The 14,616-nt window shown below is 49.2% G+C and carries 10 protein-coding genes and 1 riboswitch; of the genes, 9 read left to right on the top strand and 1 reads right to left on the bottom strand.

Annotated features, from left to right (window positions below):
• The first annotated feature begins 16 nt into the window (after window positions 1–16).
• Window positions 17–439 carry a hypothetical protein gene (locus SHEWMR4_RS04345; protein ID WP_011621631.1) on the top strand — a complete coding sequence of 141 codons (423 nt, stop codon included), beginning with the start codon at window positions 17–19 and terminating at the stop codon, window positions 437–439.
• A 75-nt stretch (window positions 440–514) separates the two neighbouring features.
• On the top strand, window positions 515–2,449 hold the full coding sequence (locus SHEWMR4_RS04350; RefSeq protein WP_011621632.1) for an AAA family ATPase: 1,935 nt from the start codon (window positions 515–517) through the stop codon (window positions 2,447–2,449).
• Window positions 2,450–2,817: 368 nt separating this feature from the next.
• Here the strand turns inward: SHEWMR4_RS04350 and metH are convergent, their stop codons facing one another.
• Window positions 2,818–6,552 carry a methionine synthase gene (gene metH, locus SHEWMR4_RS04355; protein WP_011621633.1) on the bottom strand — a complete coding sequence of 1,245 codons (3,735 nt, stop codon included), beginning with the start codon at window positions 6,550–6,552 and terminating at the stop codon, window positions 2,818–2,820.
• Window positions 6,553–6,762: 210 nt separating this feature from the next.
• On the opposite strand from metH, the gene SHEWMR4_RS04360 reads away from it, so the two are divergent.
• The 7 genes from SHEWMR4_RS04360 (at window position 6,763) to SHEWMR4_RS04390 (ending at window position 14,592) form a co-directional block, all read left to right on the top strand.
• Window positions 6,763–7,485, top strand: coding sequence for a histidine phosphatase family protein (locus tag SHEWMR4_RS04360; protein WP_011621634.1), 723 nt, complete (start codon window positions 6,763–6,765; stop codon window positions 7,483–7,485).
• Between the two features lie 180 nt (window positions 7,486–7,665).
• Window positions 7,666–7,825, top strand: a riboswitch (cobalamin riboswitch).
• A gap of 132 nt (window positions 7,826–7,957) precedes the next feature.
• On the top strand, window positions 7,958–8,923 hold the full coding sequence (locus SHEWMR4_RS04365) for an ABC transporter ATP-binding protein (protein WP_011621635.1): 966 nt from the start codon (window positions 7,958–7,960) through the stop codon (window positions 8,921–8,923).
• Window positions 8,920–10,068 carry a FecCD family ABC transporter permease gene (locus tag SHEWMR4_RS04370; RefSeq protein ID WP_011621636.1) on the top strand — a complete coding sequence of 383 codons (1,149 nt, stop codon included), beginning with the start codon at window positions 8,920–8,922 and terminating at the stop codon, window positions 10,066–10,068. The genes SHEWMR4_RS04365 and SHEWMR4_RS04370 overlap by 4 nt, the downstream gene beginning before the upstream one ends.
• Window positions 10,069–10,342: 274 nt before the next feature.
• Window positions 10,343–11,395 (top strand): nicotinate-nucleotide--dimethylbenzimidazole phosphoribosyltransferase, encoded by a 1,053-nt coding sequence (gene cobT / locus SHEWMR4_RS04375; RefSeq protein ID WP_011621637.1) that lies wholly within the window; start codon window positions 10,343–10,345, stop codon window positions 11,393–11,395.
• A 96-nt stretch (window positions 11,396–11,491) separates the two neighbouring features.
• A complete protein-coding gene (locus SHEWMR4_RS04380; RefSeq protein ID WP_011621638.1) occupies window positions 11,492–12,280 on the top strand; it encodes an adenosylcobinamide-GDP ribazoletransferase in 789 nt (262 codons plus the stop codon).
• Window positions 12,277–12,879 carry a bifunctional adenosylcobinamide kinase/adenosylcobinamide-phosphate guanylyltransferase gene (gene cobU / locus SHEWMR4_RS04385; RefSeq protein ID WP_011621639.1) on the top strand — a complete coding sequence of 201 codons (603 nt, stop codon included), beginning with the start codon at window positions 12,277–12,279 and terminating at the stop codon, window positions 12,877–12,879. Before SHEWMR4_RS04380 ends, cobU begins: the two co-directional genes overlap by 4 nt.
• An 87-nt stretch (window positions 12,880–12,966) precedes the next feature.
• Window positions 12,967–14,592: a cobyric acid synthase gene (locus SHEWMR4_RS04390; protein ID WP_011621640.1), complete on the top strand. Its 1,626-nt coding sequence runs from the start codon at window positions 12,967–12,969 to the stop codon at window positions 14,590–14,592.
• The last annotated feature ends 24 nt before the right edge of the window (window positions 14,593–14,616 follow it).

Raw genomic sequence — 14,616 nt, forward strand, 5'->3', positions numbered from 1 at the left:
GATTGTGTGTGCAGCGATGAAACTAGTACTCCAGATTACCTTAGGGATCTTGCTAGCGAGCTTGGTTACTTTGTTAGTTCGAATTGGCTATCTAAGCTACGTCGAATATAGGGTTAAGCAAGAAATAAACGAAATCGCGCTACAGCAACAACAACGAGAAAAAGCGCGTCAACAAGCTGTAAAAGAGCGCCAGCTTGCTGAATACCAACAGCAACAAATTGCAATACAACAGGCTGCGGAACAACGACGAATAGCACAACAAAACGAAGCGGCACGCATACGTAAAGCCGAAGCATGGCGCAAATACTATATCGTCCCCGAAGACTGCAAAAACTATAAGTCAGATGAACATATGGTCAACTGCCTAAACCATAAAGCCGATGCCAAAGCAGAATTTGATAGAGCGTACGATTCAGGGGAATTGGTACTGCCACAATAAAGTTATACTCATTAAATTAGCAGTTGATTTTGGCGGGTTTAATTCTGCTTCCTATTTTTAAAAAAAGGAGTTACTTTGATATTTTCAATTTTTTTGCGGAATTTTAAAATATATCGAGGTTGGAATTACGTTCCTATTTCAACTGGTGATTATTTTACTGCATTCATTGGTGATAATGGAGTTGGTAAAAGCTCTATATTAGAGGCTTTAGATACTTTTTTTAATAGACCAATGTCAGAATGGAATTATAACCACTCTATTATTAAAAGTGGGTTTGATAGAGAGCCAAATATTTGTCCTATCTTCATTGTTGAAAAGGCTAAAATAAATAAAAATAGAAACGTTTATAAGTACTTATCAACAGTTAGCGATATAATGTGGCAGGTTGAAGAAGGTGATGTGCACAATACCCATAAGCACATTGTTGCTCAATTAGTTAAGCAGATTAATGCCTTGAAATTACACAATTCAAAGTGTGATGATGAGTATTTTTTATTTCCTTGTGGAATTAAAAAGATATCTAGTAGTAATACTGAGCTGACATTAGGTGTTTTTGACTCAATACAATCATTCTCTGATGATTTGCTTAATGAACATAATGTTGATTTAAGCTCTGTTTTGGATGAGATTTATTCATACGTAAAGGATGAGTTCGAGTATATTTATACACCATCAGAAATAGATTATGATACTTATACAAAAATAGAAGGAAAAACTATTCAATCTTTAATGGGGACTTCTGTTGATTCAATAATTAAAGATTGTATTGATGAAGGGGTTATTAAAGATATAAACAGTGGTTTAGATGAGTTTCTTAGAAAAGTAGAGATCTATTTAGAAAAATATGAATATAAAAAACCTGCTAAAAGGCAGACTTTATTCAATTTGACTCATCTAACATCAAAAATAATCGAGACATATTTTGAGTCAAAAGTTCTAAATTTAAGGTCTAACTCTGAACTTACTCCGATTTATAATTTTAGTTCAGGCGAGAAACGCAAAGCAATTATTGATTTAGCTAGAGCATTTATTTTAAATTCAGGAAGAGATTTACACAATAAAACGGTTGTTATTGCTATGGATGAGCCAGAGGTATCTCTTCATACTTCAGCTTGTTTTGAGCAGTTTGAAAAATTAGAAGAAATATCAAAAAATCGAGTACAAACACTTATCTCAACTCATTGGTACGGATTTTTCCCATCAGTATCGTCTGGTAATGCTGTTTATATTGCGGACTCGGAAGATAATAGAGTTTCTTTTTTGATTAACTTATCAAGATTCAGAGAGGATGTCAGATTAATACGTAATGAAACTCAAGGCAAAATGCCCAGTAATATTGAGCTTAAAAGTGTTAATGACTTTGTTCAGTCTGTTATATCGTCAATTACTCGTAGTAATAAACGATGGATTATTTGTGAAGGCGCTTCAGATAAAATATATTTAAATCATTTCTTGGAAGGTGAAGGTTTTAACATTCTTTCTGTTGGTGGAAGTAAGTATGTTAAAAAAGTTTATGAATATATATATTTAGCGCTAGAGGATGAACGAAGCGATATTAAAGGTAAAGTTTACTTTCTTCTTGATACAGATAAAAAATTCGAGGGTTATTCTGCAAAGGATTCGATGAAGAATCTTAGATTAAGGAGAATGCAAATAAACAGTTTGACCAAAGCTGTTGAGCTTTTAAAAGCATCTGATAATTCCCATTTCCCACCTACAGAAATTGAAAATGTTTTAAATTCAGAAATATTTAAAGAAGTGCTGGAATATTACTGCTCTACAGGTCACAAAGGGCTTCTTGAAAAAGTTGTTGATAGTTGCATTGGCTTTGAAAATGAACTTGTTTCTGGAGTTGCATTTGACTTCAGAATCTCTGAATTAGCTTCTCTAGATGAATTTTTCGATCAGATTGGAATGAAGGTTAAATTCGCAAAAAAATACTGCGAATTAGATGTGAATCGTAAAGTACCTAATTGGGTCAATGATATGAAAGACTTTTTTTTGGATTGACATCTTACCGGCGCTAAGAGACAGGACATGCATAGCTTTTGAATGCGAAAAGTTAACTCTAATGCTGCAGACGTTCACCGATCCCCTGCGAAGTTGCTGAAGGGCGTTGAAGAAAATCGCGTGACGCAGACAGGACGTCTGCGTAGCTTTCGGGGGGAAGGGACGCCCCATCGGAAGCGTTAGCTATTTTCGAATAAGCACGAAGCCACTAATCAATGCATGTAACTTCGCTAGGGGCGTCTTGGAGAATCCAAGGAGGATAGGACGAGCAGTCCTCCTTGGTCGGGTGTGGGGTGAAGCCCCACGACCTTTTCGGTCGCAAGACCGATCTTAGATCTCATACCGCGTTAGCGTAATAAAGATCCTGATTATTCAGGATCATAATCCAACACTGGCGCTAGCCACTTCTCCGTCTCTGCGACTGTCATCCCCTTACGCTTCGCGTAATCCTCCACCTGATCGCGGCCAATATTGGTCACGCCAAAGTAGCGAGATTTCGGGTGGGCAAAGTACCAGCCGGATACTGCGGCGGTCGGGAACATGGCGTAACTTTCAGTAATGTTTAAGTCGATGGTTTCATTCGGCTTTAACAGTTCCCACAACAGGCCTTTTTCGGTGTGATCCGGGCAAGCGGGGTAACCCGGTGCGGGGCGGATCCCTTTGTATTTCTCACGAATTAAGGCTTCATTATCGAGCTGCTCATCGGCGGCATAACCCCAGAATTCCTTACGCACGCGCTCGTGCATCCGCTCGGCAAAGGCTTCGGCTAAACGGTCGGCTAAACACTTGAGCATAATGGCATTGTAGTCATCGTGGTTGGCCTCAAAGCGGGCGATATGCTCATCGATACCATGGCCTGCGGTCACGGCAAAGCCGCCCATATAGTCGGCTACGCCGCTGTCTTTTGGCGCCACAAAGTCGGCCAGACAGAAGTTATCGTTACCCACACGCTCAAGCTGCATCCGCAGGTGATGGGTGGTCATTTCGACCTCGGTGCGAGTCTCGTCGGTATAGAGCTCAATATCATCGAAGCCGACGGTATTGGCGGGGAATAACCCAATCACGCCCTTGGCGGTGAGCCATTTTTCATCAATGATTTTTTTAAGCATCGCCTGACCATCGGCGAACAGTTTCTGCGCCTCAACCCCCACTACGTTGTCGGTTAAGATCTCGGGGTAATGGCCGTGCAGCTCCCAAGCGCGGAAGAACGGCGTCCAGTCGATACGGTCGACTAAATCGGTTAATGGATAGTCTTCAAATACTTGGCGACCCAGTACGTTAGGCTTGAACGGGGTGTAGTTTGCCCAGTCGTGCTGGCAGCGATTTTCGCGGGCAGCCTCCAGCGAGACAATTTCCTTACGCTTGGTTTGCGATAAACGCTTAACACGCATCTCTTCGTATTCGGCGTAGGTCTCATCGATCGTCGCTTGGCGAGTTTCATTGCTGACTAGCTTGCTGACCATAGGCACGGCGCGGGAGGCGTCGGCAATGTAAATCGCGCCATGGGGATAATGGGGCGCAATCTTCACCGCAGTATGGATTTTCGAGCAGGTGGCGCCGCCGATAATCGCTGGAATGGTGAGGCCTTCACGGTGGAAGGTTTTCACATTGTGCACCATCTCATCGAGGCTTGGGGTGATAAGCCCAGACATGCCGATAATGTCGATATTGTGCTCTTTCACTGCCTCGAGAATGCGCTCCACCGACACCATCACGCCTAAATCGAATACCTCAAAGCCGTTACAGGCGAGCACCACGCCGACAATATTCTTGCCGATATCGTGCACATCGCCCTTAACCGTGACCATCAAAATTCTGCCGTTAGATTGGCCTTCTACCTTCTCTTGCTCGATAAAGGGATTGAGGTAGGCCACAGCCTTTTTCATCACCCGCGCCGACTTCACCACCTGTGGCAGGAACATTTTGCCCGAGCCAAACAGGTCGCCGACGATATTCATACCGTCCATCAGCGGGCCTTCAATCACATCCAGCGGACGAGAGGCGAGTTGGCGAGCCGCTTCAGTATCTTCGTCGATAAATTCGGTGATGCCTTTGACCAGCGCATGGGCGAGACGTTGATTAACTGGCCATGAGCGCCATTCTAAGTCTTCTTTCTTGGCGGCACTTGAGCCATCGCCACGGAATTTTTCAGCAATCTCAAGCAATTGCTCGGTATTGTTTGAGCCTTCCACTGGGCAAGGCAGGTTGAGCACGACGTTCTCGACCTTATCCTTAAGCTCGGGGTCGATATCATCGTAAATCGCTAATTGGCCCGCGTTGACGATACCCATGTCCATGCCGACTTTAATCGCGTGGTACAGGAACACCGCGTGAATCGCCTCACGCACTGGGTTGTTACCGCGGAAGGAGAACGACACGTTCGACACACCGCCCGAAATCATCGCGTGGGGCAGGGTGGCCTTAATCTCTTTAATGGCTTCAATAAAATCGACGGCATAGTTATCGTGCTCATCGATACCCGTGGCAATGGCGAAAATATTTGGGTCGAAGATAATGTCTTCGGGCGGAAAGCCGACCTTATCGACCAGCACGCGATAGGCGCGGGTACAGATCTCGACTTTGCGCGCCTTAGTGTCGGCCTGACCTTGCTCGTCGAACGCCATAATAATGGCCGCGGCGCCGTAGCGTTTCACTAGGGTTGCCTGCTCGATAAACTTTTCTTCGCCTTCCTTCAAGGAGATAGAGTTGACGATTCCCTTGCCTTGAATACATTTGAGGCCCGCTTCAATCACCTCCCACTTTGAGGAGTCGATCATAATCGGCACACGGCTGATATCCGGCTCAGAGGCGATAAGATTTAAGAACTTATGCATTACCTCCACACCATCGAGCATGCCTTCGTCCATGTTGATGTCGATGATCTGCGCGCCGCTTTCTACCTGTTCACGGGCGACATCGAGCGCCTGCTCGAACTTGCCTTCTTTGATCAGTTTTAAAAACTTGGCTGAGCCAGTCACGTTGGTACGTTCGCCCACGTTCACAAACAGGGTTTGGGCGTCGATAGTGAGCGGTTCCAAACCCGATAAACGGCAGGCGACTGGGATCTCGGGTAATACCCGTGGCGCAAACGGCTCCACGGCTTCGCGAATGACTTTAATATGCTCGGGCGTGCTACCACAGCAGCCGCCGATAATGTTGAGCATGCCTTCACGGGCCCATTCTTGGATAACGCTCGCCATATCCTCTGGGGTTTCATCGTAACCGCCAAACTCGTTTGGTAGACCCGCGTTAGGGTGCGCCGAGACATAACATTCGGCGATGCGAGACAGTTCTTCGACGTAAGGGCGCAGCTCCTTAGGGCCGAGGGCACAGTTAAGGCCGATGGACAAGGGCTTGATATGGCGAAGGGAGTTATAAAAGGCTTCGGTGGTTTGTCCGGTCAGGGTTCGGCCCGAGGCATCGGTAATAGTGCCAGAGATCATTACAGGCAAACGTGCTGGCGAATTTGCCCCAAAGAGTTCATCGAACACGGTTTCGATAGCAAATAAGGCGGCCTTAGCGTTTAAGGTATCGAAGATGGTCTCGACCATAATGATATCGGCGCCGCCCTCAATTAAGGCGCGGGTCGATTCGCAGTAAGCGGTTACTAACTCATCGAAGTGGATATTGCGATATCCGGGATCGTTAACATCGGGACTGATAGAGCAAGTGCGGTTAGTGGGCCCTAACACACCGGCAACATAACGGGGTTTCCCCGTGGCCTTTTCGATTTCGTCACAGGCCTCACGGGCGAGGCGCGCACCTTCACGGTTAATTTCGGCGGACAGTGACTGCATGTCGTAGTCGGCCATGGCGATAGTGGTGGCGTTAAAGGTGTTGGTTTCAATAATATCGGAACCGGCTAATAGGTAGTCGATGTGAATTTGTTTGATGATGTGTGGCTGCGTGAGCACTAACAAATCGTTATTGCCCTTAACGTCGGTATGCCAATCCTTGAAACGCTCGCCACGGTAATCGGCTTCTTCCAGCTTGTAGCCTTGGATCATAGTGCCCATAGCGCCGTCTAAAATCAGAATGCGCTTTGACAACTGGTTGCGAATGTCTGCCAGTGTTTGGCTGGCTCGATGGAGAGATATCGCCATAAAATGATTACCTTTACTACAGCTAAGTTGAGTCCAAAGTACGCAATCGGGTGACAAATTGCATTTTATTATTGAATGTCGTTCGTTATGTTTTGGACATTTATACGTATAGACGTCCATAATACGCGACATCGGATTGTCAGGGCAAGGCTAAAGTTGGTATAGCATAGGCGAGATAACCCAGATAAAAACGATAAAAGGAAAGATCAGATGAAGCAGCTCAGGTTATTACTGTTACGCCATGGAGAATGCGAGGGCGGGGCGATTTTACGTGGCCGAGTCGATGTGCCACTGAGCGACAAGGGCTGGCGGCAGATGTCGGCGGCGGTGGAGGCGCAGGCGACTGTGTGCCACGGCATTTATAGCTCGACCTCAAGGCGCTGCGCCGAGTTTGCCAAGGCCTTTGCGGCTGAGCTGCATTCGAGTGCGTCCGTGGGCATGAGTTTAGATGCGCCCGCGCCTTTGCCGCTGAAGGTCAACTTGCTGGAGGAGTTACAGGAAATAGCCTTCGGCGATTGGGATGGTTGCCTGCTCGATGACTTATATCAACGCGACGGCGAGCGGATGGCGGCCTATTGGCAGAATCCCTGGGAGGTGACGCCGCCCAATGGCGAAGCCATGGCAAGTTTCGAAGCCCGAGTCGATGGGGCGATAGAACAAATCCTCGATAAAGAGTTTGCCCTGCTGGCGATGGATGATGAACAGGCCCACGGCGAGTTTAATGCCAATGCACCCGCGGCCAATATCTGGGTAGTGACCCACGGCGGGGTTATTCGCCATTTGATGTCAAGGGCGCTTGGGGCGGTGAAAACCTTAGGTTTTTACAGTCAGCTCGCCTTACCCGTGGCGGCGGTGGTGACGATTAATGTCCTCGAGGATGAGCAAGGTAAAAGATACTGGCGTTTAGACTGGCCCTCGGGCCACTGTGAGTAGCTTAAACGCATCTGCCATCGGTATGATGAAAATTTTCTGATTTAAACAGCATTGCCTAATGAGCAAGATATAGGATAATGCTTTTCCCTGACGTTTGAGCCAGATAACGAACCCAGTACGTTAAGCTCAAAGGTCGCAGAAATAGGTGTTAGGAATTTTGTGCGATTGAGTGCTATTGCTTAAAGGCAACAGTATTTAAGCGCGCCGGATAACCCAAACATAATAGGGAATCGGGGAGCTGCCCGTCAGTAGCCCGAACTGTACCCGCAACTGTGAGTAGTCGAAGCATTTTGCTTCTTACCTACGAGTCAGGATACCTGCCTATTTCTGTTTTCGCTGCGTGCAGCCTTAGTTCTCGAGCGGGTAACTCGAGGGAGCAGAAGATGACATTAATGAGTTTCGCCCTGTTGGCCCAAGCGGCGGCAGGCACAAATAACACCAATCAATATCCATGTGGGAGCAATCGTTAGTGATGCATTCCACATCGAGCCTTGCGCCCTTAGCGCCCGCTGCGACTTCCGCCAATATGGCACTTCAAGTGAGCCAATTGAGCTGGGCGATTGAGGGAAAAACCATTCTCTCGGAGATAAGCTTTGCCCTGCCGAAGGGGGAAATGCTCGGGCTGATTGGCCCCAATGGCGCGGGTAAATCCAGTTTGCTGCGCTGTTTATACCGCTTTATTCGCCCTGCTAAAGGGCATATCAGCCTGTTTTCGCAGGATATTAGCGAACTGTCGCCCAAGGCGTTTGCCTGTAAAGTGGCGGTGGTGCAGCAGGATACGCCGCAATATTTCGATATGACCACAGAGCAATTGGTTGCCATGGGACTCACGCCCCATAAGGGGATGTTTGATAGCCATTCCAGCGAAGACAGTGACAAGATTGCCAAGGCGCTGGACAAGGTCGGCCTGAGTCATAAAGTGCATCAGCAATACGATCGATTATCGGGCGGTGAGAAGCAGCGCGCCCTGATCGCCCGTGCCATAGTGCAGCAGCCGCAGTTATTGATTTTAGATGAGCCGACAAATCACCTCGATATCCGCTATCAAATTCAAATCTTAGAGCTAGTGCGAAGCCTTGGGATCAGCGTCATCGCCTCGATTCATGACCTGAATTTAGCCAGCGCCCTGTGCGACCACTTATTGCTACTGGATAAAGGGCTGGTGAGTGCCATGGGCACGCCGGCTCAGGTGTTAACCGAAGAACGTATCGCCGAAGTGTTTGGAGTATGCGCCCAAGTGACGCCCCATCCACAGCATGGTAACCCCTTGATTAATTACTTTTATGGTTATCAAAAGCCTAAGAGCGATACTGCGGACGCAGCGAGTGACTCCCACCCAGTTTCGGCTCAAGCGTTACCTCCTGTGGCCTGCGCCTGTCATAACCCCGGGGCGCCTAACGCGGCCTTGCACAAGCATAGCGTTGAACCCACGCCATGATAGACACACTCAAATTGGTGACCATGAATTTTTTTAGCCACATTTTTACGCCGCTCACCCGCCAGCAATGGCTGATTTTAGGCTTGGCGGGCTTTGCCCTGCTCACCCCCATCGCTGCCGCGAGTTTTGGCGCGGCAAACATTAGCTTTTTAGATGTGCTGCATGTGTTTATCAATAAACTTAGTCAGCTGTTTATGGCTGATGAGGCCGTGAGCTCCAGCAGCATGACAGAGCGGATTGTGATGGAGCTGCGACTGCCACGGATTTTACTCGCCTTTGTGGCGGGGGCAGGGCTGTCTTTGGCGGGGAGCGTGCTGCAAACCGTGACCCGTAACCCCCTTGCCGATCCTTATCTGTTCGGCATTAGCTCCGGCGCCTCCTTTGGTGCCGTGGTCATGCTGACCCTGTTTACCAGTTCTGGCCTGTTTGGCAATGGGGGCGCCATTGCCAACTCAGGGATTTTTAGCGGTTCGGGCAGCTTTGCGGGGCTGCTCTGGTTGAGCTTACCCTTTGGCGCCTTTATTGGTGCCAGTCTGTCGGTGCTAATCGTGCTGGCGTTAGCAGGGTTAGGCCTTAAGAGCCAGGTAGAGCGGATGTTGCTCTCTGGCGTAGCCACCTCCTTTATGTTTGGCGCGTTAACCAGTTTACTGCTGTACTTTGCCAGCCCGCAGGCCACCGCATCGGTATTGTTTTGGAGCCTTGGCAGTTTTGCTAAGGCCAGTTGGTCGCTGTTGGTGCTGCCGTCCTTAGTGGTGCTGGTGAGCTTTTTGATTATTCTCGGTTGGAAGCGCCAAATCATGGCGTTGCAGGCGGGGGATGAAACGGCCCATACCTTAGGGGTGAATGTGCCTAAGCTGCGCCTCAATATGCTGCTGCTCTGCTCGCTTATCACCGCCATTTTAGTGGCGACCTGTGGCGGCATTGGCTTTGTCGGCTTGATGATCCCGCACACAGTACGTTTGTTATTCCCCGGTCGTCAGCCCATCTTATTGACGGGGCTGGTGGGCGGCCTGTTTATGGTGTGGATAGATGTGCTCGCCCGATGTTTGCTTGGCAATCAGGAATTACCCGTAGGGATTATTACTGCCGCGATTGGTAGCTTCTTCTTTTTGCTGATTTTGCGTCGGCGCAAGCTATCGAATTAGTTGTTTGCACGCTGATGTTGATAAGCAATTGTTCGATAAGTGATTGTTGAAAGAGAAATTGCCCAACTCGAATGAGCCAAATTCGTACTTAGTGCGTATAGCAAATCGCTGCCGAATGCGTCGTAGTGGTTGTTCTAGAATTGTAGTTGCGAACGCATCGTTGCGAACAAATCGTTGCGAACGAATAGTTGTAAATGAATAGCTGCGAGCGTATTAGCCAATAAGTTATGAGTAGCGGCTCCACATGGGAGCCTAAATTGCCACTGGAGCGTGAATGTCTCAATCTACCCTGTTATTTCAAATCGAGCCTGCGAGTCGAGCGCAGGATCAGTTTATTCAACAAAAGATCGATCTGAAGACTAAGCCGCCGGGCGCTCTGGGGTTGTTAGAACCCTTGGCGCTGCAAATTGCCCGCATTCAAGGGCCTAAGCAATTAGAGATAGTGAACCCAACCATGTTGGTGTTTGCTGGGGATCATGGGATTGCCGCCGAAGGCGTGTCGATAGCCCCGAGCGAAGTCACGCGGCAAATGGTGCAAAACTTTGCCCATGGCGGCGCGGCTATCAATGTGTTTTGTCGCCAACTAGGCTTCAATCTCGAAGTGATTGATTGCGGTATTTTAACCCCGGTTGAGGGTGTCGAAGGCATTATAGACCAACGCCTTGGCGCCGGCACTGGCGCAATTCACTTAGAGCCAGCGATGAGTTTAGCTTGTGTGGACAAGGGCTTTGCCATGGCGCAGGCGTTAATCGAGCGCCACCACCAAGCGGGTTGTAACTTGGTCGCCTTTGGCGAGATGGGCATAGGCAACACCTCTTCCGCTGCGGCGATTATGGCGGCCATCATGCAACTCGATGTGGCCGACTGTGTTGGCCGTGGCACGGGGATCAGTAGCGAAACCTTAGAGCGTAAACAGATGCTTATCGAACTCGCACTGCTGTTACATCAGAGTGCGATGACAGGGCCAAAGCAAGTGCTGGCCTGTTTGGGCGGCTTTGAAATTGTGCAAATGACGGGGGCCATGCTCGCCGCCGCCGAGCGCAAGATGCTGGTCGTGGTGGATGGTTTTATTGCAACCGCGGCGGCTTTGGTTGCCGTGACTATCAATGCCCATGTGCGGGATTATTTGATTTTTGCCCACCGCTCCGAGGAGCAAGGTCATCAGCGGATGTTGGAACATTTAAAGGCTAAACCATTGTTATCTTTGGGGCTGAGATTAGGCGAAGGCACGGGCGCTGCCTTGGCATTACCGTTAATTCAAGCCGCAGTAAATTTTTACAATCAAATGGCGAGTTTTAGTGATGCCGGGATTGAGGCTGTTGTATGATGTGCCCTGCTAAGTGTCTTATTTAAAATAATAACTTTTAGCTAACCGTTTTAATCTTAAACCTTGCAGCAAGTGTTAATTCACTAAGGATGCTTTATGTCAGAACGCGAAAGCTGGCACAAAGAGATAGATTTGTTTTTAGTGGCCATGGGCTATTTTACCCGCATTCCTATGCCCAAATGGGTTGAGGTCGATGCCGACAAACTCAATAAAGCCAGCCGTTACTTTGGGTTAGTGGGTCTGCTGGTGGGGCTACTCAGTGCCATCGTGTTTTGGCTTACCCAAAACTGGTTGCCCGCCGGCGTGTCTGTACTGCTGTCGATGGTCACAGGCGTGCTGCTCACGGGCGGTTTTCACGAGGACGGTTTAGCCGATACCTTCGATGGTTTCGGTGGCGGTTGGACGGCGGAAGACAAGCTGCGGATCATGAAAGACTCTCGCCTAGGCAGCTACGGCGCCTTGGCTTTGATGCTCGTGCTGATGCTCAAGTGGCAATTATTAGTGGAACTCGCGCTTTATGATCCTGTGGTTGCAGGCTCGGCGATGATAGTCGCCCACACTGTGAGCCGTGTCGTTGCCGCCAGCCTTATCTTTACCGAGAAATACGTGCGCGACGATGAATCCAGTAAATCCAAGCCGTTAGCGCAGCATCAAGGTATTAATGAACTGTTTATTTTGATCGCCAGCGGTGTGTTAGTGCTGTTGGTGCTTAAGGGCATTGCCGCGTTGTCGTTGTTACTGGTGATGATTGGCCTACGCCGTTTGATTGTGGTGATCTTTAGACGCCAAATCGGTGGCTACACGGGTGATACCTTAGGCGCGGCGCAACAGATCTGCGAAATCGTCTGTTACTTCGTGCTGCTCGTTGTGGGTAGCATACTGTGATCCATTTAGTGCTAGGCGGCGCGCGTAGCGGTAAGAGCCGCTACGGCGAAGCCTTAGTGCGCCAGTATACCGCCCTCGGATTTGATGCCTGCTATCTGGCGACTGCACAGGCGCTCGATGCCGAAATGAGCAGTCGCATTCGTTTACATCAGGATGGACGTGCCAAGGATGATATCGACTGGCAACTCGTCGAAGAACCCTTGGCATTAACCGCCAAGCTCAAACACTTAGCCAAACCCGGCCGAGTGATTTTGGTGGATTGTTTAACGCTTTGGCTCACCAATCAACTACTTGCACAAAGCCCCGAGGCCGAGCCCGCCTCAACGGAATCGGACTTTGCCTTGGATTTTGCCAGTTCTCGCCATGAGCCTTTAGAACACTGGCGGCAGCAACGCGCCGATTTTATCCAGACCTTAAGCACCCTTGAGGGCGTAGTGATTTTAATCAGCAATGAGGTCGGCTCTGGCATTGTGCCCTTGGGCGAATTGAGTCGTCAGTTTGTCGATGAGGCAGGTTGGTTAAATCAGGCCGTTGCCGAGGTGGCGGATAATGTGACCTTAGTGGTGGCGGGTCTGCCACTGGTGCTTAAATCCAGCTAAGACAGAGTGTTATCAACGCATTCTTAGTGAGGGAGCGAACCGTTTCCCCGTTAGTTTATTTTCCTCTGTTGAGTGATGTTCTTGCCCATGAATTCAAATAACGCCTCCAACTCCACTTCGGCCTTGTCGCAAAACCAGTTTCAAGGTGTTGCAAGTCAAAGCGAAGCTCAGCATTCAGGTGCAAAAGTGCTTATGGTGCAGGGGACAACCTCGGATGCGGGCAAAAGTACGCTGGTGGCGGGAATATGTCGATTGCTGGCCAGGCAGGGCGTGAAGGTCGCGCCTTTTAAACCGCAGAATATGGCGCTCAATAGCGCAGTGACCATTGATGGCGGCGAGATTGGCCGCGCGCAGGCACTGCAAGCCGCAGCCTGTTTTCTCGCGCCGCACACGGATTTTAATCCCATCCTGCTTAAGCCAAGTTCGGACACGGGCGCGCAGATCATAGTCCACGGCAAAGCCTTAACCACCCTAGAGGCCTCGGCCTTTTTCGGGGAAAAGTCTAAGGATTATAAAGCCATGGCGCTAAATGCCGTGCTGGAATCCTTTGCGCGTTTAGGTCAGCAATACCAAACGATTGTGGTTGAAGGGGCGGGAAGCCCTGCGGAAATCAATCTGCGTGAAGGGGATATCGCCAATATGGGCTTTGCCGAGGCGGTCGATTGCCCGGTGATCATCATTGCCGACATAGATAAAGGCGGGGTATTTGCCCATTTGGTGGGCACCTTAGCACTGCTGTCGCCCTCCGAGCAGGCTAGGGTAAAAGGCTTTGTGATCAATCGCTTTCGTGGCGATATTAGCCTGTTGCAGTCTGGCCTCGATTGGCTCGAGGCCCATACGCAAAAGCCTGTGTTGGGGGTGTTGCCCTATTTGCATGATTTGCATTTAGACGCCGAGGATGCACTTATCGAGTCGCCCACTAAGCAGGCAAAAAGCCGTTTTAAGGTGCGGGTATTAGTGTATCCCCGCACCAGTAATCACACGGATTTTGACCCACTTAGGTTGCACCCCGATATCGATTTTGATTATGTGTCGCTCCAGACTCAGGCCACAGCACAGACGCAGGAGATTGCCGCCGATCTGCTGATTTTACCCGGCAGTAAAAATGTCCGTGCGGACTTGGCTTTTTTGCGCGAGCAGGGTTGGGATAAGCAGATTGCCAAGCATTTGCGCTACGGCGGTAAGCTACTGGGGATCTGCGGCGGCTATCAAATGTTGGGCGAACGCATTGCCGATCCCATGGGGATCGAAGACACGCTCGGTGTGAGCCAAGGGCTCGGATATTTACCCATTACCACCGAATTTAAAGCTGAAAAACAGCTACGTAGGGTCACAGGCCATTTAGCACTGCAAGGGCAACAAGTGGAGGTGAAGGGCTATGAGATCCACTGCGGTGAGTCCCAATATCTCACGTCCAGTGATGCCGCCAAGAGTGCGCCATTACGCTTGAAAAGTGAGAGTGCTTGCGATCAACAGGCAGAAAAGTCTTTTGCCGATGGCTGTTTAAGTGACGACGGGCAAGTGCTCGGTAGCTATTTACATGGGCTATTCGACAGCCCTGAGGCCTGTCAGCTAGTCCTTAATTGGGCGGGGTTGGAAAATGCTCAAACGATTGATATCAATGAAATTCGTGAGCAACAGCTGGATCGTTTGGCCGATGTATTAGCCGAGCATCTCGATATGCAAAAACTTGCGTCCATTATAAATGCATAAGAATTAGCAGTAGGAAGAACAGAA

Source organism: Shewanella sp. MR-4, assembly GCF_000014685.1.
In the GTDB taxonomy this organism is placed as follows: domain Bacteria; phylum Pseudomonadota; class Gammaproteobacteria; order Enterobacterales; family Shewanellaceae; genus Shewanella.